General features: G+C 61.2%; 15 protein-coding genes and 1 pseudogene. 6 read left to right on the top strand and 10 right to left on the bottom strand.

Annotated elements, in window-relative coordinates; genetic code table 11:
* Nucleotides 1-15: 15 nt before the first annotated feature.
* From BRAD3257_RS10480 to BRAD3257_RS10445, 7 genes and pseudogenes are all read right to left on the bottom strand, one after another.
* Complete coding sequence (locus tag BRAD3257_RS10480; protein ID WP_430648819.1) at nt 16-939, bottom strand: GNAT family N-acetyltransferase; 924 nt, start codon at nt 937-939, stop codon at nt 16-18.
* A gap of 257 nt (nt 940-1,196) precedes the next feature.
* Entirely contained in the window at nt 1,197-2,645 is a 1,449-nt protein-coding gene (gene thrC / locus BRAD3257_RS10470; RefSeq protein WP_122401754.1) for a threonine synthase, read from the bottom strand.
* Between the two features lie 58 nt (nt 2,646-2,703).
* Nucleotides 2,704-2,877: pseudogene (locus BRAD3257_RS10465) on the bottom strand (oxidoreductase); the annotation flags it as partial.
* A gap of 120 nt (nt 2,878-2,997) precedes the next feature.
* Complete coding sequence (locus BRAD3257_RS10460) at nt 2,998-3,876, bottom strand: ABC transporter permease (RefSeq protein ID WP_122401753.1); 879 nt, start codon at nt 3,874-3,876, stop codon at nt 2,998-3,000.
* Nucleotides 3,877-3,910: 34 nt separating this feature from the next.
* Nucleotides 3,911-4,861, bottom strand: coding sequence for an ABC transporter permease (locus tag BRAD3257_RS10455; RefSeq protein ID WP_122401752.1), 951 nt, complete (start codon nt 4,859-4,861; stop codon nt 3,911-3,913).
* A gap of 78 nt (nt 4,862-4,939) precedes the next feature.
* The gene (locus tag BRAD3257_RS10450) at nt 4,940-6,604 is read right to left on the bottom strand and encodes a peptide ABC transporter substrate-binding protein (RefSeq protein ID WP_122401751.1); all 1,665 of its coding nucleotides are present in this window, start codon (nt 6,602-6,604) and stop codon (nt 4,940-4,942) included.
* Nucleotides 6,605-6,613: 9 nt separating this feature from the next.
* Nucleotides 6,614-8,302, bottom strand: coding sequence for an ABC transporter ATP-binding protein (locus BRAD3257_RS10445; RefSeq protein WP_122401750.1), 1,689 nt, complete (start codon nt 8,300-8,302; stop codon nt 6,614-6,616).
* A gap of 673 nt (nt 8,303-8,975) precedes the next feature.
* On the opposite strand from BRAD3257_RS10445, the gene BRAD3257_RS10440 reads away from it, so the two are divergent.
* Entirely contained in the window at nt 8,976-10,301 is a 1,326-nt protein-coding gene (locus tag BRAD3257_RS10440; protein WP_122401749.1) for an NAD(P)/FAD-dependent oxidoreductase, read from the top strand.
* Between the two features lie 115 nt (nt 10,302-10,416).
* Nucleotides 10,417-10,893, top strand: coding sequence for an Lrp/AsnC family transcriptional regulator (locus BRAD3257_RS10435; RefSeq protein ID WP_122401748.1), 477 nt, complete (start codon nt 10,417-10,419; stop codon nt 10,891-10,893).
* 17 nt (nt 10,894-10,910) lie between these two features.
* On the opposite strand, the gene BRAD3257_RS10430 is transcribed toward BRAD3257_RS10435, so the two are convergent.
* Entirely contained in the window at nt 10,911-12,287 is a 1,377-nt protein-coding gene (locus BRAD3257_RS10430; protein WP_122401747.1) for an aspartate aminotransferase family protein, read from the bottom strand.
* 342 nt (nt 12,288-12,629) lie between these two features.
* Between BRAD3257_RS10430 and BRAD3257_RS10425 the strand changes: the two genes are divergently transcribed.
* Nucleotides 12,630-13,319: a haloacid dehalogenase type II gene (locus BRAD3257_RS10425; RefSeq protein WP_122401746.1), complete on the top strand. Its 690-nt coding sequence runs from the start codon at nt 12,630-12,632 to the stop codon at nt 13,317-13,319.
* A gap of 341 nt (nt 13,320-13,660) precedes the next feature.
* On the opposite strand, the gene BRAD3257_RS10420 is transcribed toward BRAD3257_RS10425, so the two are convergent.
* Together BRAD3257_RS10420 and BRAD3257_RS10415 are read right to left on the bottom strand one after the other, a co-directional pair.
* The gene (locus tag BRAD3257_RS10420) at nt 13,661-14,017 is read right to left on the bottom strand and encodes a cupin domain-containing protein (protein WP_122401745.1); all 357 of its coding nucleotides are present in this window, start codon (nt 14,015-14,017) and stop codon (nt 13,661-13,663) included.
* 13 nt (nt 14,018-14,030) lie between these two features.
* Nucleotides 14,031-14,954, bottom strand: coding sequence for a 2-hydroxyacid dehydrogenase (locus BRAD3257_RS10415; RefSeq protein WP_122401744.1), 924 nt, complete (start codon nt 14,952-14,954; stop codon nt 14,031-14,033).
* A 321-nt stretch (nt 14,955-15,275) separates the two neighbouring features.
* Here BRAD3257_RS10415 and BRAD3257_RS10410 point away from each other — a divergent pair, with 321 nt between their 5' ends.
* From BRAD3257_RS10410 to BRAD3257_RS10400, 3 genes are all read left to right on the top strand, one after another.
* Nucleotides 15,276-16,154 (top strand): GNAT family N-acetyltransferase, encoded by an 879-nt coding sequence (locus tag BRAD3257_RS10410; protein WP_122401743.1) that lies wholly within the window; start codon nt 15,276-15,278, stop codon nt 16,152-16,154.
* Between the two features lie 519 nt (nt 16,155-16,673).
* On the top strand, nt 16,674-17,321 hold the full coding sequence (locus BRAD3257_RS10405; protein ID WP_122401742.1) for a CoA transferase subunit A: 648 nt from the start codon (nt 16,674-16,676) through the stop codon (nt 17,319-17,321).
* A gap of 3 nt (nt 17,322-17,324) precedes the next feature.
* Nucleotides 17,325-17,975, top strand: coding sequence for a 3-oxoacid CoA-transferase subunit B (locus BRAD3257_RS10400; protein WP_122401741.1), 651 nt, complete (start codon nt 17,325-17,327; stop codon nt 17,973-17,975).

Raw genomic sequence — 17,975 nt, 5'->3', positions numbered from 1 at the left:
GCACGTCGATATCTCCTAGCCGAAAGACTGGTTGGGTATCGCAAAGACACGCGCGGGCCCGCTCGATGGTGCCGGCGTGCCCAAAATCATTGTGGTGGCATCGCCGACCTGCTCCAGGCCGATGCCTTCGAACCAATCCCCGAGTTGCGATGTGGCAGAGGTGTCGATGCGGACAAAAACACTGCCGAGCCGCGCGAGCGCAGCCTCGATCAGCGCCTGTGCATCGGTCGCGGTTTCGGCGACGACGGGACCGATGACATGCCCGCGGCCGAAAAGCCGGGAGATAGCGTAGCCGCGGGCCATGCCGTCACGCTGCAGGACATAGCCATCACCGCTGTGGAGCAGCTTTTCGAGCATCTGTCGTCTCTCCAAGCCCGTAGCCTCGCGATCGAGTCGCATGGTCGCCTCGAAATCCGAGGCAGCCATTGGCCTGACGAGCCCCGGCGGCGGCGGCTCATGGCGCCCTCTGGGAATTCCCTGATGCTGGTGGATGACCCCGATCGGCACAAAGCCGCGACGCCGGTAAAGTATGGCGCCTTCGGCTGTCGAATTCAGCGCGATGGTCCGCGGGCGCGCGGACGTCAGCAACGCATCCACGAGCCGGGCCCCATAGCCGCGGCCCTGAGCATCCTTCGCGACGATGATCATTCCGGCGGAAGCATATGTGTCGCCGTACGGCCACCAGGCTGCAGTCCCGATCACCGTCCCAGCGCGCTCCAGAACAAAGCCTTGGCCCAACTGCAGCGCGACATTCCAGTCTTCGAGCCGATAAGGCCAGGACATCTCCTGCGAGAGCTTTAAGGCGCCTTCCAGATGTTTCTTGGCGAAAGGAAGCAGGACCACGTCTTCATTGACAAGATCTCCGATTGGATAAGCTGCGGTTGTCATGCTGGGTCGACGTCTCTCGTTGGATTGCCTATCGCTGCACTTGCGATACATGGAGCCTCAGATGATCCTCGCACGTTCCGCAGCGTACCTTCGGCTCGACAGCATTACGCAATCAGATTGGAGCGGAGTTCGGCATAGTATTCCGTTCATGATCCGGCAGAAGGGCCAGTCTGCTGCCGGCCGCTGATCGCCACAGCGCGATCCGGACACTGATCCAGTAGCCCGCAATACTCGGAAGTGTGGATCACGGATTGCGCAGATCGCGGCGACCCATTAACAACTCTGCAGATACCGCCATGCGAAACAGTTCATGATCCGAAAGCGGGCTTTCTGCTGGTCGTACCCTGCATGATCTCGGCGATATAGCTCTTGACCGCGCGTGCATCCGCAGGAAGGACTTTAACCCGGCGCGGCAACTCTTCGATGCCCTCGAAACGTCTCGGACGATCCGGCTCCCGTCCCAACGCCTCCTTGATGGTGGCAGCAAATTTGATGGGCTGAGCAGTTTCGAGCACGATCATCGGCACCTCGGGCGACATGTGCATGCGCGCGACCGTCACGCCATCGGCGGTGTGCGGGTCGATTGTGGTGTTGTAGCGCTCCCAAATGTCACGGATCGCCGCCAACCGGTCAGCATGGGTGCTCTTGCCGCTGCGAAGGCCGAACCGTGCGGCCGCCTTTGCGAAGTCGGGATCTCCAATCAGGTCGAAGAGGCCTCGCTCGCTGAGCTGATCATCAAATAGCGCCTTCGTCCGGCGTGCATCGCGCCCGAGCAAATCGAATACAAAGCGCTCGAGATTCGATGCCTTGGAAATGTCCATCGAGGGGCTCGATGTTTCGCGCGTGTCAGCCCGGCTTCGGACGCGATACACGCCCGTGCGGAAAAACTCGTCAAGCACGTCGTTTTCGTTGGTTGCAAGAACGAGACGAGAGATCGGAAGCCCCATCATGCGCGCAACATGACCGGCGCAGATGTTGCCGAAGTTTCCTGAAGGCACGGCAAAGCTCACGCCTTCGGGCGCCGTTTCGGATGCTTGCAGGTAACCGGAAAAGTAATAGATGACCTGCGCGACCAACCTCGCCCAGTTGATCGAATTGACAGCCCCGATGTTGTACCGTCGCTTGAATTCCAGGTCGCCTGACACGCGCTTGACGATGTCCTGGCAGTCGTCGAACACGCCGTCTATCGCGATGTTGTGGATGTTGTCGTCCTGAAGGCTGAACATCTGAGCTTGTTGAAAGGCGCTCATCCGCCCGCGGGGCGACAACATGAAGACCCGCACCCCTTTCTTTCCGCGCATGGCATATTCCGCCGCGCTCCCGGTGTCGCCACTGGTCGCGCCAAGAACATTCAAGTCCTCGTGCCGGCGCGCCAGCTCGTACTCGAGCAGATTGCCGAGCAACTGCATGGCCATGTCCTTGAACGCCAGCGTGGGACCGTTCGACAGACCTTGCAGGTAAAGCCCTGGCTCCAGCCTTCGCAGCGGCGCGATATCAGGACTTCCGAAGACCTCCGAGGTATAGGTCTTGTCACAGATTGCCTTCAGGTCGGCAGGCGGGATGTCGCTGACATAGAGCGACAGGATTTCGAAAGCCAGGCTTGCGTACGGCAAGTTGCGCCACGCCTTCAGCGTAGCGTCGTCCACGCGAGGGTAGCTCTCGGGAACGTAGAGCCCGCCATCTTGCGCGAGCCCCTCGAGCAATATCTCGCAGAACTGCTTGCGGCCCGAATGGCCGCGTGTGGAGACGTAGTGCATCGATTCTCTTCTTTCGAGAGGCGGCGGTGCCGCTAATTGGACGCCATGCCGCCAGCCATCAGCGGCTGGCACGCCACAACGCGATCCGATCACGCATGCGATAGGTCTGGATGAAGGCAGGTATGAACCAGGGATTGCCTCGATAGAACGGGATGAAGGACGGCGGCCGGAAATCAAGGGCGGTGCGCGCCTGCGCGTCATGTCCCATGAGCTTGCGCGCCGCATGCATGCCGCGCGGCTTCCCACCAATAGGGCGTCGCCTTCTCGACAACTCTCGGCGCGTGCATGGGGTTTGCTCTCACGTGTTACGGGTGGCCTGGCCTTGCGCTCGGATCGCATTCAGGTCGAATGATCAGATATGGTCGTTTCGGACGTCGAGCGCGTCGCGCAGGCCGTCGCCGATGAAGTTGAAACTCGTCACCGCTATCGTGATTGCGGCACCGGGAATGATGGCGAGCCATGGAGCGCTCGCCAGATATTGCTGTGCCCCGTTGAGCATGTTGCCCCAGCTGGGCAGCGGCGGCTGGATGCCGTAGCCGAGGAAGCTGATATAGGCTTCAAGAAGGATCGCGCGGGCGACCGCCAGGCTTGCGGCGACGATGATCGGGCCCACCGCATTGGGCAGGACCTCGCGAAACATGATGTGGCCTCTGCGTAAGCCCACCATACGCGCAGCTTGGACAAACTCGCGCTCACGCAGTGAGCGGACCTCGGCTTCCACGATACGCGCAGTCTCCATCCAGCTGGTGACGGCAATGATCACGGTAATCATCACCGGGCTCGGCCGCAGCGTTGCCGCCAGCGCCAGCACGAGAAAGATCGAGGGATAAGAGAGGAAGCCGTCCACCATGCGCATCAGCGCTGCCCCGACCCAGCCGCCGCGATAGCCGGCCGTCACGCCGACGAGCGTTCCGATCAGCGTTGACAATAGCATCGCCGAGAATCCCACCAGCAGCGAAACCCGCCCAGCCATTAGCAGTCGCACAGCCAGATCACGCCCCAACGGATCCGTTCCGAAGTAGTGCTGACCGGTGAGAGGCGGAGCAAAGCGGGCACGCAAATCTATGTGCAGCGAGTCGTAGGGCAGAGCATGGGGCCCAATGGCGCACGCGAGCACGAGCAGGGTGATCATTGCGATCCCAACAAGCGCCAGATGATGACGCATGAAGCGGTTTACTGCACGGCTGCGCCACCAGCGAACGGGAGCTGCATGGACGACGATGGCGGTCATATCTGCTGCCTCCTGTTACCGGCCGTCCGCGGACTCAGCCCAGGCGAATGCGCGGGTCGACGGTGGCGATGACGATGTCTGCGATCAGATTGCCCAACACGACCAGGATGGCCGAGAAGATCAACAGCCCCATCACGACCGGATAGTCGCTATAGCCGAGGCTATCGAGAAACAGCCGGCCCATTCCCGGCCAGGTAAACACGGTCTCTGTGACCAATGCGCCGGTCAGAATGCTGGGCAATTGCATCCCTGCCAGAGTGATCATCGGCAACAGCGCATTGCCGACGACATGCTTCAGCAGGATGCGGCGTTCGCTCACGCCCTTGGCGCGGGCCGTCTTGACGAAATCCTGACTGAGCGCATCGAGCGTCGCCGTGCGCATGTAACGGCTCCAGATAGCGACATGAACGAGCGACAGCACCAGGCTCGGCAGGATCAGGTGATGCAGATAGTCCAGCACCGAGCCGTCGCCGATCGTGTACATGTTGCCTGCGGGCACCCAGCCGAGCTTCAGGGTGAAGATGTAGATGCCGATCAGGCCGAACCAGAAAGTCGGAACCGACAGCGCGACCATGGCGCCGATCGTCGCGCAATAGTCGAACAGGGAATAGCGATGGGTTGCCCCGCGGATGCCGATCCAGGTGCCGACCGCGATCGCCAAGGCTGTGGACGTGCCCATCAGCAGCAGCGTCGCCAGCAGATGGCGACCGATCACCGCAAGCACGGAAGAGCCATCGCGGAATGAGTGTCCCCAATCGCCCTGGAGCAGCCGCCAGGCCCAATCCAGATACTGAATCCACAGCGGCCGGTTCAACCCGAGCTGCGTTGCGAGTCGTTCCACATCCTTCTGGGTCATGCCCGGATCGAGCCCGAACTGCGCGAGAGGACCACCCGGCATGAGGTTGAGAACCGTGAAGCCGATGATCGAGACGATCACCAGCAGCACGATGCTCTGCGAGAGACGATTGAGCAGGAACCCGGACATTCGAGTCACCATGTTGATGTTGACGTTGCAGCATCACTCCAGCGCCGACCTCGCCACAGGGCCTCGGCCGGCAGCACGTCAGCTCGCCCAATACCAGGCCAGCGCATTCCAGGATTCCGTGCGCGTATTGCCGTTCGGCACGAAACCGTTGATCCCCTTCTTGAGACCTTCGACCGCGTTGCTTTGATACAGCGGCAGGAAAGGCAGGTCGCGACGCACGAGTTCCTGTACCCGGAAGTAGATCGCGCGCCGCGCTTCCGGATCGAAGGTGCGTGCGCCCTTGTCGAGCAAAGCATCAACCTCCGGATTGGCGTATTGTGCATTGTTCGAGCCGCGGCCGCCCTTGGCTGCGATCGAGCGGGAGTGCAGGCGATTGGTGACGTCCGGGTCGGCGCCGATCAGATACGAGCTCCCGACGATTACGGAATCGAACTGCGATTGCATCCAGAACTCGCCCCACATCACGGCGGCAGGCAGGTTCGATATCTTCATCTCGACGCCCAGTTGCGCAAACGTCTGCTGCAGGAACTGCTGTACCTGCTCGCGGAGGGGATCGCCGGACGTGGTCGAATTGGTAAAGGACAGACGAACGCCATTCTTGGTGCGAATGCCGTCCCCGCCCTTTGCCCAGCCGGCCTGATCGAGGATCTTGCCCGCGCGATTCACGTCAAATTGGTGAAGCGGCAGATTGGCGTTGAAGAAGAAGGACTGCCGGGGCATGAAGGTCTCCGTCGGGCTCGGCACGCCGTAATAGAGCCCCTGGATGATCGCCTCCTTGTCGATCGCCGCGTACAGCGCCTCGCGAACCGCCAGCTCCTTGAACTGCGGGCGCTCGAGGTTCAGGTAAAAGGACTCGAACGAGGTCCTTGGAACCAGGGTCACCACCCGGTTCGGCAGCGTCTTGGCTTCCGCATAGTGATCAGGCGTGATGTAGGGTTGACCCACGAGGTCAATGTCGCCGCTCTTGAACTGGGTGTAGAGGACGGTGAGGTCAGGGATGTATTTGAAGACCAGCCTCTCGATATGAGGGCCTTCGCCGAAGTAATCGAGGTTCGCCACGAGTTCGAGATGATCGCCGGCGACCCGCTGTCCCCACTTGAACGGCCCGGTGCCGATCGGCGCCTGGTTGAAGGCGGCGCTGTTCGGATTGGCCTCTTTCTCGAGAACGTGCTTGGGCACGATGAAGGTTTCGGTCAGGAACGACAAATATGGCGCAAAGGCCTCTTCCATCCGCCACGAGATCTCCGTGGGCGAGATCACCGTGATGTCGCGCACGAGAGCATGGCCGGCCGTGCGCCAACTGCGGAAGTTGGGATTCATGATGAGTTCGAGAGTGAACTTCACGTCCTCGGCGGTGAAAGGCTTGCCGTCGTGCCAGCGGACATCGTCACGCAAACGAATGCGCCATTTGAGACCGTCCTCCGTAATGCCGCCGTTCTTTTGGTCCGGCACTTCCAGGGCTAGATTGGGTTGAATGACGCCTTGAGGATCGATGCGGAACAGCGCATCGAAAACCGAGAAATGCACACCATCATCGACCTCAATGTGCACCATCAGCGGATTGAAGACGGTCGGCTCTTGACCAAGGCCGACGATCACGCGGCCGGTTGGCTTTGCTGGAGAAGTGCGCGCGAGCGCAGGTTTGTCCAGCAGATTTGATCCGGCAAGGCCGGCCGCGCCGGCGATCATCAGCTGGAGTGCGCTACGCCGCGAATAGATCGATGCAGTCTTTGCTTCAGTCATGACCCCTCCTCATTTGTGGCTATGTCCGGCCAGTGTCGATTGGCTTCCAACGGCGCGGGCGCTGCTTTGCTGCTCGCCGGGGATGGCAGCGACGAGTTCTCGCGTGTAGGCGGATTTCGGATTCAGGAAGATCTGCGATGGCGGTCCGTGCTCGACGATCTGCCCTCGATGCATGACCGCGATTTCATCGCAGATCTGGCTGGCCACGCGCAGATCGTGCGTGATGAAGATCATCGATACGCCGGTCTCCCGCTGAATCTGGTCCAGAAGCTTCAAGATCTGCGCCTGGATCGATACGTCGAGCGCGGAGACCGCTTCGTCAGCGATCAGCAGCTTCGGCTTGAACATCAGCGCCCGAGCGATTCCGATGCGCTGACGTTGGCCGCCCGAGAACTCGTGGGGATAACGATCGAAGGTTCCCGCATCCAGGCCGACATGGGCCAACAGCTCTCGCGCCTGCTCACATGCCGCCTTGTGAGGCACTCCGTGCGCGATCGGGCCGACCGTCAGAATTTGGCCGACCGTTGATCGCGGATTGAGCGAGGCAAATGGATCCTGGAAAATCATCTGGATCTTTGGCCGAACCGGCCGAAACTCGGCTTCGGAGAGCCGGGCAACGTCCCGTCCCTCGAACAGGATAGAGCCGCTGTCGCTGTCGAGGAGCTTGATCAACAATCGACCGAGCGAGGATTTGCCGGAGCCGCTTTCTCCAACAACGCCCAAGGTGCGCCCCGGCGAAAGGTCGAACGACACGCCATTGACCGCTGGTACGATCCGGCGCCTACCGAACAGCGCACTGCCGCTGCGGTAGGTCTTGACCAGACATTCGACCTTCAGAATGGAGGCCGCGGCCGCAGCTTCCGCCGGGACGCGGTCCTTGCCCGTCAGATGCGGCACGGCCGCGATCAGGCGGCGCGTATAGAGATGGCTCGGGGACTTCAACACCTGCTCGGCGCTCCCCTGCTCCACGCAATGACCCTTCTCCATCACCACAACGGAATCGGCAATCTCCGCCACGACTCCGAAGTCATGGGTAATGAACATCACGCTCATTCCCTTGCGGCGTTGAATGTCGCGGATCAGTTGCAGAATCTGTGCCTGGGTCGTCACGTCGAGTGCGGTGGTCGGCTCGTCGGCGATCAGGATCGCAGGCTCCAGAGCCAGAGCCATGGCGATCATCACCCGCTGTCGCTGCCCGCCCGAGAGCCGGAACGGATACTGATGATACATGAGCGGCGGATCCGGCAGGCCCACCTCGGTCAACAGTTCTATGGCGCGGCTACGGCGGGATTTCGGCGTTCCCATGCGGTGCGCCGCCATCACTTCCTCGATCTGCGCGCCCACCGTCATCAGCGGGTTGAGAGCGGATAGCGGGTCTTGGAAGATCATGGAGACAACACGGCCACGGAGGTCGCGCAGACTCTCCGGCGAGAGTCCTACGAGGTCCATGCCTTGCAGACGGATTGCTCCGGAGGACACGCGGATCGACTTGGGCAAGAGGCCCATGATCGCGTTGGCCGTGACCGACTTGCCTGATCCGGATTCGCCTATGATGCAGAGGATCTGGCCGCGCTTCAGTTCAAAGGAAACGTTCTCGACGGCGTGCGCCCGCTCCATGCCTGCCGGCAAGCTCACGGTCAGGTCGCGGACCGCGAGCGCCACATCTTCCGAGGCTAAAGGCTGCGGGGCAGAGGTCATCTGAACCTTCTCCCCTTTCAAGCGCGTCCCGTGACGTTGCGGATCGGCTCTTCGGCCACTTTTGCCGCCGCCGCGCTCGGACAGGTCAACACCTCGTCGCTCATTCTGCCATTCTCCGCGCGGTGAATACGGCATGATTGAGAGCTGGCTGCCCTACAGACAAGGCGTCGCTGAGCGCGGGCGAGCGGTCGAATGGATCGCTCGAACGATGAGCGGAGGTCCGAGAGGCTGCCATTGGCGCCTATCGCTTCGGCAAAGGTCTCCTCCCAGACAAGGCCCATCGCGCGTCACTTTTTGAATTCTGCCCGTTGATCGACATTGATCCGGTGTTCATAACTCTGACCGCTTCAACCATCCCGGAGTCGCCGAAACGCGCCAGACAGGCAGCATGAAATTCTAAAAACGAAGCCCGATTTGGCATTTCGGTCTGCGGCTGCCGGCGCACATGTTCGGCTGAGGCTTGCCTGCAAGTCACGAAAACACAGACCTCATTGCAGAGACCACCCGTCATTCTTCACGCCCATGAGATGGCGTGCAATCCAAATATCTTTGCAATAACTGCCTGCACCGCAAGCCGTAAACCGCAGGAAATTCCGCCCAACCACGAAAGTCCGGAGCGCGCCTGCCGCAGCTGCTCGGATACGATACGCCAAGCATCGGAGTCCCCGCCCCCATGAACCCGCCACTCATGCACATCGAATCCAGCCCTTCCCTGCCTCGAGAGGCGGACGTCGTCGTCATCGGCGGCGGGGTGGTCGGCGTGTTCGCGAGCTATTACCTGGCGCGTCGAGGCGTCAAGGTCGCCTTGCTTGAAAAGGGCCGCGTCGCCGCCGAGCAATCCAGCCGCAACTGGGGATGGTGCCGCCAACAGAACCGCGACGCGCGCGAGTTGCCGATTGCAACCAAGAGCCTCGATCTCTGGGAGAAAGTTGCCCATGAGACCGGTGAAGATACCGGCTTCCGCCGCTGCGGCCTGTTGTATTTGTCGAACGACGAAAGCGAGCTTGAGGGCTGGGCCAAGTGGCGTGACTTCGCCAGGACTGTAGGCGTTACGACGCACATGTTGAGTGCGGAAGAAGCCAGCGAGCGAGGCAAGGTCACGGGCCGCAGGTGGAAAGGTGGCGTCTTCTCTCCCACCGACGGGACGGCGGATACTTCAAAGGCCGTGCCCATCGCCGCGCGTGCGATCATGGCGGCGGGTGGCACGGTGCACCAGCAATGCGCGGCGCGCGGCTTGGAGCTCAGTGGCGGCCGGGTCAGCGGGGTCGTGACCGAGGCCGGCACGATCCGGACGAAGACGGCGGTCATGGCAGGAGGCGCGTGGGCATCTTCGTTCTGCAACCAGCTGGGAATTCGTTTCCCACAGGCGTCCGTGCGCCAGTCCATTCTCGCTTTGGCTCCTGGCGCTGCCGGCCTGCCTGATGCCCTTTACACCGGGCTCGTCTCGCTGACCCGGCGTGGCAATGGCGGATACACGCTCGCTATCAGCGGGCGCGCGCGAGTTGACCCCACGCCGCAGCAATTCAGATTCGGCCGCGAATTCCTGCCGATGTTCGCCCGCCGGTGGCGAAGTCTCAGCCCTGGGGCTTTCGAGGGCCTGCGGCAAGGCCATGAATCCCTGGCGAAATGGCGGCTCGACGAGGTGACCCCCATGGAGCTGAACCGAACGCTCGATCCTCGCCCTGACATGAGGCAGATTAGGGCAACGCATCGACGAGCTTGCAAGCTCGTGCCGGAACTTCAGCGCGTCGAAATCTCGAATGTCTGGGGCGGTTACATCGACAGCACGCCCGACGGCATCCCCGCAATCGGCGAAGTTCAGTCGATTCCGGGTTTCATCCTGGCAGCGGGGTTCAGCGGCCACGGCTTTGGAATCGGCCCAGGCGCGGGGCATATGATCGCAGACATCATTACGGGCAGCGCGCCAATCGTCGACCCTCACCCCTACAGGCCGGAGCGGCTGAAAATGAGCGCCTGGGGCAAGGTCAGCGACTTCTAGAATCCAGTTTCCGCCCCGGTTGGGAAAAGATGCTGGTTGATGTTATGACAGTGCGCGTGACGCTGAAGCCTCGGAGCCTTGACGCCGTTGTCTCACCCCATCTCGTGGCATTGCTATGAAGCTCGATAAGATCGACATCCGGATTTTATGCGAACTGCAGAAGAACGGGCGGATTTCCAACGTCGAGCTCGCAGAGCTGATTAACCTATCCCCGAGCCCGTGCCTGATGCGAGTCAAGAGGCTCCAGTCGGAGGGCTTCATTACCGGCTATTCCGCCCAGATCGACGTTGCGAAGCTCGGACAAACTCTGACTGTGTTCGCCGAAATCACCCTCAAGAATCACCGGCAGATCGATTTCGCGCGCTTCCTCACAACGATCGAAAAGGTCGATTCCGTTGTCGAATGCCATCTCGTCTCGGGCGGGTACGACTATCTCGTGAAATTCATCACGGCAGGGATCAGCGAATACCAGGCGATCATGGAGCGCCTGGTCGAGATGGATATCGGTATCGACAAATATTTCAGCTTCGTCGTGCTGAAGTCCCCGATCGTGAAATCCCATCTGCCGCTCGAAAGCATCTTCAACGGCTAGGGGACAGGCGCCGTGGCTTATCCTTTCATCGCTGCGCGGACGTCCTTGTCCTCGAGCGTCTGGTCGAGCGTAGTTCTCGTCCGCTCAATAATGGCATCGATGTCGCCATCCGTGCAGCAGAGCGGTGGCGCATAGCCCAGCACGCCCTGGGCAAAAGCGCGGATGACGAGGCCGTTGTCCCATGCGCGGTCGAAAATGCGGCGCGCCGCGTCGGCTTCCGCCGGCAGAGGCGTCTTGCGCTGCTTATCGGTGACGAGTTCGATTGCCGCCAGCATGCCGCGACCCCTGATATCGCCGACGAGGGGATGATTGGCCAGCGCGCGAAGACCTTCCAGCAGACGTTGCCCGGCCTTGCGGCCGTTCTCGAGCAAGCCGTTTTCGTAGAGGTCAAGGCACGCGAGTCCCACGGCTGCGCTGACGGGATGGGCGGAATAGGTGTAGCCGTGACCCACGGCCGCCTTGCCGGCACCATCGGCAATGGTGTTGTAGACGCGGTCGGACATCAGAACGGCCCCCATCGGCACATAGCCCGAGGTCAGTCCTTTTGCCGTAGTCATGAGATCCGGCACGACATCGTCCTCTTCACACGCGAAGAGCGGACCGACACGGCCAAAGCCGGTGATGACCTCATCGGCAACGAACAGAATGTCTTGCTCCTTGCAGACAGCATGCATGGCCTTCAGCCAGGACGGCGGCGGAACGAGCACGCCTCCGGACCCCTGTATCGGCTCGACATAGAAGGCGGCAACACGATCGGCGCCGAGCTCGGCGATCTTCTCCCGCAAGGCCGCGACCGAGGCGGCAATGATGGCTTGGGGATGAGTCCCGACAGGATTTCGATAGGCATAGTGCGATGGAATCTTGTGTTGCCAGCTATAAGGCACTCCGAAGCCCGCATGAAAGGCAGGCAGCGCCGTCAGGCCAGCCCCTGCCGTCGACGATCCATGATAGCCGGATTCGACGGAAATGAACTGATCCTTCTGTGGCGTACCCTTGGCATGATAATAGTAACGGATGAACCGGATCGTACTATCGACGGCATCGGAGCCACCCAAGGTGAAATAGACATGGTTCAGATCGCCAGGCGCCAATTCAGCCAGCTTTGCGGCCAACCGGATGGCGGGATCCGAGCCCAACCCGAAATAGCCCGTCGCATAAGGCAGTTCGCGGAGCTGCCTCGAAGCCGCTTCAATGATGCTGTCCTGTCCGTAGCCGGCATTGACACACCACAAACCCGCGAAGCCATCGAGCAACTGACGCCCCGAGACATCGGTCAGCGTCGCGCCTTTCGCTGATTTCAGCACGCGGACGCCCGTGGTCTCGTGGCTGCGATAGGATGAGACCGGGTGAATCAGATGCGCACGATCGAGTTCAATCAGCGAGTTGCTCAACATGTCGTCCTCCAGATCAACCGCAACGTCTGTGCGGCCACCGCGATGTCTTCAGGCTCAACGTAGAGTGCCGAAGACAGCAGTTGCTCCCGGGCCGGACATGGACGGAAGGCATTTTGACTTTGATTGACGACCGACTCGACATCTTATGCCGGGATTGAGCGGCGCACGGCAGCGTGGATCAGCGCGGAGAACCTTCTTCCCGCAACTCTCTACCACAGCTCGGATCCGATACGACACAATCTGCTCCCGGCCACCGCGACATCGGCGCTTTGTCTTGCGCGCTGCTCGCTAGGATGCTTCTCGTACCGGCAAGCGGTGCGTGAGGATTGGAGAATTCAAGCCATGGCGACGTTCAGACCCAAATACATCACCTTCGACTGCTACGGGACGCTGACCAACTTCGACATGGCCGGCGCGGCAAGGAGAGTCTATGGCTCCGAGCTCTCGTCGACGGCCATGGAAAAGCTCATCAAGGATTTTTCGGCCTATCGCCTGGACGAGGTTCTCGGCGCGTGGAAGCCCTATCTCGACGTCGTGCACAATGCACTGGAGCGCGCCTGCAAGCGCAACGGCATCGCATTCCGGCCAGAGCATGCCGAGCGCATCTATGACGAGGTGCCGACATGGGGCCCGCATCCCGACGTTCCGGCAGGCTTGGCTCGGGTTGCAAAGGAAATCCCGCTCGTCATCCTGTCAAACTCGATGAAGAACCTCATCATGTCGAACGTCGAAAAGCTCGGCGCTCCCTTCCACATGGTCATCACGGCAGAGGAAACCGGCGCCTACAAGCCGCACATGAAGGGCTTCGAATATATGCTGGACAGGCTGGGCTGCGGGCCGGAAGACATTACGCACGTTTCCTCCTCCTTCCGCTACGACCTGATGACGGCTTACGATTTGGGCATCAAGAGCAAGGTGTGGGTGAACCGCGGCCACGAGCCCGCCAATCCCTTCTATGAATATACCGAGGTCGCTGGCATCGACTGGCTTGCTGCGGCAGTCGGCCTGGAGCCCCTGCGCAAAAGCGCGTGAGCGCAGTTCTTTTCAGGATCTCTCGCGGCACTTCAGTTCTTGGAAAGCTTCGAGAGAGATCTGCGCTGCAAAGGAAAAAGGGGGCGGTTCAGCCGCCCCCTTTCCTTGTTTCAGATGCAGATCCGAATGCAATCATGGGCTTGCTCCTTCTTCGGGCCAGCCCTGCCATCACGGCCTGGATGTGCGATTGGCGAGGCGAAGCCGTCTCATGCGAGCAATACAGGACCGCACGCCGCATTTTTCATTGAGAATGAAGTAACTGGCCGCGTTGAAGCTGGTCAGACGCGGCCTCGCAAGTCGAATATTCTGAGCGCCGCTCAATAGCGGCCCTCAGCATCGTCTCAGTCATAATGGCAGACGTAGATCTTCCGCACGGTTTCGATCGTGCGCCAGACCCCGACGAAGCCAGGTTTCATCACGAAGCTGTCGCCGGCGCGGTACCTCCTGGTCTCGCCACCCTTTTCCTCGATTTCGATCAGGCCCGAGAGGATGTGGCAGAACTCGAAAGTGGTACCCTTGATGGAGTGGGTCTCGCCGGGCGTTGCCTCCCAGACGCCGGTCAGCACCTTCTCGCCCTTCGAGGCATCCTGCGCCCAGGTCTTGAAGGATGGATTGCCAGAAATGAGCCGTTCCGGAGCAGGCAAGGCGTGCTTCGGTGCGAAATCCGGATTGGTGTCGATGGTGACCAGAAGCGACATGGTGTTCTTCCTGTTAGTAGCCGCGTGTTCGATCGACGAGGCCGATCGGGTTTTGTCCAGCGCGGTGGCGCCGGATGTTCTCTATGACCGATTGTGCCGCCGTATGCGGTTGCGTCACGGACGCGATATGCGGCGTGATGATCACCTTCGGATGGGACCAGAGTGGATGACTCTCCGGCAGTGGCTCGGGATCGGTGACGTCGAGCATGGCCGCTGCAAGATGGCCGCTGTCCAGCGACTCGATGAGTGCGCCCTGGTCAAGCTGCGGGCCACGGCCGACGTGCAGCAGCCTTGCTCCCGTCGGCAAGAGCGAGAAAAGCCTCGCATTCAGGATGCCGCTCGTTTCCTTTGTCAGGGGCAGAAGACAGACGAGGATGTCCGTTCCTTTCAGAAAGCTGCCAAGCTGATCGTCGCCGTGAAAGCAGGTGATACCCTCGACCGTTCTTTTGCTGCGGCTCCAGGCGGCAAGCGGAAATCGAAACGGTTTCAGGCGATCGATCGCAGCTTGCGCCAGCATCCCAAGCCCGAGGAAGCCCACGCGCCGATCGGTCGACTGAACACTTGCAAGGGCTTGCCAAAGGCCCCTTCCCTGCTGCTCCCGATAGGCCAGCATCTCCCGATGGAGAGTCAGCACGCCAAGCACCACGTACTCCTGCATCATGCGTATGATGCCGTCCTCGACCATGCGCACGAGCTTCACGCGCTCGGGTATCGTCTCAGGCTTGAATTGATCGACCCCCGCACCGATGGAAAAGAGCACTTCCAGATTTCGAAACCGCGCGACATCATTGGGTACGTTCCAGGTCAGCAGGTAGCGTACCTTTTCCGGATCGACGCATTCACCGGAATGATGGAATTCGAGATCAGGGAGTTCGCGCGCAAAGGCCTGCCGGAAAATTGCCCCCCGAGCAGCATCGGAATTGAAAAGGAACGCCATCGACGGGGTCCTCTCAGGTCCTCACCTGGGATGCTGGGCATTGAGACCGGCCCGGCCGGCCACTGAGGGCTGGAAAGGCGGCGATATTCACTGGGGCTCACCCTGCCTGCTGTTGCCGGATATCGATAGGCCGCAATCAGGAGCTTTCCCTGCTGAACCGAGTTGCGCTTGCGGTGGAACATTCCGAATACCGCCTGCCAAACAGGCGAAACCTGCTGGCCTTCCGCGTTATGCTGCTGCAAAACAGGGCTTGTGCGGCACGAAGCAGAAGGCCGGCGAGGCCCCCAAGGTTTGGGGGCCGCAAAGAAACGGATGAGCTGAATGGGACGAACGGTCCGCGTGAAGTCCTTTGAACTGGTGGCCAAGGACATCAACGACGTTGATGTGAAGCTGCTCCACGCGCTTTCGATCGGTGTCGGCTGGCCGCACCGCCCGAAGGATTGGGATTTCCTGCGCCGCGCCGGCCACGGCATCGTGGCCGTGGATGGCATAGGGCGCGTCTTCGGCAGCGCGATGTGGTTCCCCTATGGCCACGAATTCGCGACGATTGGCCTGGTGATCACATCACCCCGAACCCAGGCACAAGGTACTGGCCGCTGGCTCATGGAGCAGGTTTTCGAGCGGTGTGGCGATCGGAATTTGACCCTCAACTCAACCCATGCCGCCTATCATCTGTATCTGTCGCTGGGGTTTACGAAGGAAGCCACCGTGTATCAGTGGCAAGGAGAGGCCGTCTCACCACCTCCGCCGGTGCCGGCTCTGACCGCTGAATTGAGCTCGCTGTCCACTGCGAACATCGGAGAGATCGCGGCACTGGATGAACGCGCGTTCGGAGCTAACCGGCAGAAGCTGCTCGCATTGCTTTCTGAAGGTGCCGCAATCTCCGTCTTGCGCCGCGGCGGGGAGGCCGTCGGTTTTTCCATGAAGCGCGAATTCGGGCGCGGTCATGTGATCGGCCCGATCGTCGCCAGCAATGATTGTGACGCGATCCATCTCACGGCCGTGCATCTCAGAGATCTCGCGGGGCAATTCGTCCGCGTCGATACGCGGGAGCAGACGGGTCCGTTTGCGGACTTCCTTCAGCAGAGCCGCCTCGGGATAAACGACACCGTCTCGACCATGTCGAAAGGAAAGCGATTTCTGAACCGGAAGGAAAACGAGCCGTGGGTGTACGGGCTAGCCGGTCACGCGTTGAGCTGAGGCCATGAAGCGAAGCTCCGTGGGGGAATGGTGTCAACGGTGCCGATCGCGACCCTGCAGATAATCGGCCATGGCTACGGCGGCTAGCAGAGGGGACGAGCCGCTCGCGACGCCCCAGAGACGGACCCGAGCACACGAAATCGTAGATTGGCGCAGATAACCTTGAACAAAATTCATGCCTGGTTTGGCGGGACAGTCGCGAGCATCACTCTCAGGCAGGCTTGGGAGCTCACGTCCGAGGTTCTGTCCGGCAACGCGTCGACGCGCCGGGTGTTCGAAAAAGTCCGACTTCAGAATTGCGCGAAGTGATGATCCGAAGACGGTGCGGCTGGTTCTCGATCTCGGCTCCGCACATCCCGCGTGAGCCTCATCTCAACGCGATCGTGAACTGACTGAGATTGGTGGCGGCCCGGAACGGAATGATCGGAAGCCTTGACGCAGATCAAAGGAGGATCGTCGCCGGGTCCCATCATCCGTGCACCGCCCTTGTGCCAACGTGGGGCGACCGGGAGTTCAATCATGAAGGCCGTTTCCGTCGAAGAAGCCGTTGCGATGATCCCGGCGGGCGCCAGCGTGATGGTTGGCGGCTTCATGGGCGTCGGCACTCCGGAGCGGCTGCTCGATGAAGTCGTGCGCCAGAACAAGACAGACCTGAGGCTGATTTCGAACGACGCAGCGACACCGGGCAAGGGCGTCGGCAAGCTGTTCGACAAGACGCTGGTCTCGAAGCTGACGGCAACCCATATCGGCCTCAATCCGAAAGCCCAGCAGCAGATGCTGGCGAACCAGATCGCCGTCGACCTGGTGCCGCAAGGCACCTTCGTCGAGCGCATCCGCGCCGGCGGGTGCGGTCTCGGCGGCGTCCTGACGCCGACCGGGGTCGGGACGCTCGTCGCCGAAGGCAAGCGTCAGATCGAAGTCGACGGCCGGCCATTCCTGCTGGAAACGGCGCTGCGCGCCCAGTTCGCCCTCGTCCATGCCTTCCTCGCCGACTACCTCGGCAACCTGGCCTACGCCCTCACTTCGCGCAATTTCAATCCGGTCATGGCAATGGCGGCGGACACCGTCATTGTGACGGCGGAGCATATCGTGCCGGTCGGCGTGATCGCGCCGGATCATGTCGTCACGCCCGCGCCGCTCGTCGACTATCTCATTACCAACGGGTGAGCCATGGATCCGCAGATCGTCATCGCCCGGCGCGTTGCCCAGGAATTGAAGAGCGGCAACCTCGTCAACCTTGGCATCGGAATTCCGACGCTGGTGGCCAACTACGTCCCATCCGAGCTCAAGGTCTTCTTCCAGTCGGAGAACGGCCTGATCGGCACCGGCCCGATTCCCGAGCAGGGCATGGCGCATCCGACGCTCACCGATGCCGGTGGCCGCCCGATCAGCGCGCTGCCGGGCGCCTCGACTTTCGACAGCGCGATGTCGTTCGGCCTGATCCGCGGCGGTCATGTCGACGTCACCGTGCTTGGCGGCCTCCAGGTCGACGCGCACGGTCATCTCGCCAACTGGATGATTCCCGGCAAGATGGTGCCGGGCATGGGTGGCGCGATGGATCTCGTCAGCGGCGCCAAACGGGTCATCGTCGCCATGCAGCACGCGGCCAAGGGCAAGTCGAAGATCGTGGCCAAATGCTCGCTGCCGCTGACCTCGGCGCGTCCTGTCAATCTGGTCGTCACCGACCTGGCCGTGATCGGCTTCCCCGAGGGCAAGGCGACGCTGCTGGAGACCGCGCCCGGCGTCAGCGTCGGCGAGGTCCTGGCGCTGACGGAGGCCGAGCTCGCCATACCCGACAATGTTCCGGAGATGAGGCTCTGA

Source organism: Bradyrhizobium vignae, from assembly GCF_900324035.1.
In the GTDB taxonomy this organism is placed as follows: Bacteria; Pseudomonadota; Alphaproteobacteria; order Rhizobiales; family Xanthobacteraceae; genus Bradyrhizobium; species Bradyrhizobium vignae.
The sequence above is the reverse complement of the archived record's forward strand: the minus strand, read 5'-3'. Positions and strand labels throughout refer to the sequence as shown.

What these genes read in the sequence shown, in the direction of transcription:
- BRAD3257_RS10480 (WP_430648819.1), bottom strand. Translation starts at nt 939, where the DNA reads ATGTATCGCAAGTGCAGCGATAGGCAATCCAACGAGAGACGTCGACCC.
- thrC (WP_122401754.1), bottom strand. Translation starts at nt 2,645, where the DNA reads ATGCACTACGTCTCCACACGCGGCCATTCGGGCCGCAAGCAGTTCTGC.
- BRAD3257_RS10460 (WP_122401753.1), bottom strand. Translation starts at nt 3,876, where the DNA reads ATGACCGCCATCGTCGTCCATGCAGCTCCCGTTCGCTGGTGGCGCAGC.
- BRAD3257_RS10455 (WP_122401752.1), bottom strand. Translation starts at nt 4,861, where the DNA reads ATGTCCGGGTTCCTGCTCAATCGTCTCTCGCAGAGCATCGTGCTGCTG.
- BRAD3257_RS10450 (WP_122401751.1), bottom strand. Translation starts at nt 6,604, where the DNA reads ATGACTGAAGCAAAGACTGCATCGATCTATTCGCGGCGTAGCGCACTC.
- BRAD3257_RS10445 (WP_122401750.1), bottom strand. Translation starts at nt 8,302, where the DNA reads ATGACCTCTGCCCCGCAGCCTTTAGCCTCGGAAGATGTGGCGCTCGCG.
- BRAD3257_RS10440 (WP_122401749.1), top strand. Translation starts at nt 8,976, where the DNA reads ATGAACCCGCCACTCATGCACATCGAATCCAGCCCTTCCCTGCCTCGA.
- BRAD3257_RS10435 (WP_122401748.1), top strand. Translation starts at nt 10,417, where the DNA reads ATGAAGCTCGATAAGATCGACATCCGGATTTTATGCGAACTGCAGAAG.
- BRAD3257_RS10430 (WP_122401747.1), bottom strand. Translation starts at nt 12,287, where the DNA reads ATGTTGAGCAACTCGCTGATTGAACTCGATCGTGCGCATCTGATTCAC.
- BRAD3257_RS10425 (WP_122401746.1), top strand. Translation starts at nt 12,630, where the DNA reads ATGGCGACGTTCAGACCCAAATACATCACCTTCGACTGCTACGGGACG.
- BRAD3257_RS10420 (WP_122401745.1), bottom strand. Translation starts at nt 14,017, where the DNA reads ATGTCGCTTCTGGTCACCATCGACACCAATCCGGATTTCGCACCGAAG.
- BRAD3257_RS10415 (WP_122401744.1), bottom strand. Translation starts at nt 14,954, where the DNA reads ATGGCGTTCCTTTTCAATTCCGATGCTGCTCGGGGGGCAATTTTCCGG.
- BRAD3257_RS10410 (WP_122401743.1), top strand. Translation starts at nt 15,276, where the DNA reads ATGGGACGAACGGTCCGCGTGAAGTCCTTTGAACTGGTGGCCAAGGAC.
- BRAD3257_RS10405 (WP_122401742.1), top strand. Translation starts at nt 16,674, where the DNA reads ATGAAGGCCGTTTCCGTCGAAGAAGCCGTTGCGATGATCCCGGCGGGC.
- BRAD3257_RS10400 (WP_122401741.1), top strand. Translation starts at nt 17,325, where the DNA reads ATGGATCCGCAGATCGTCATCGCCCGGCGCGTTGCCCAGGAATTGAAG.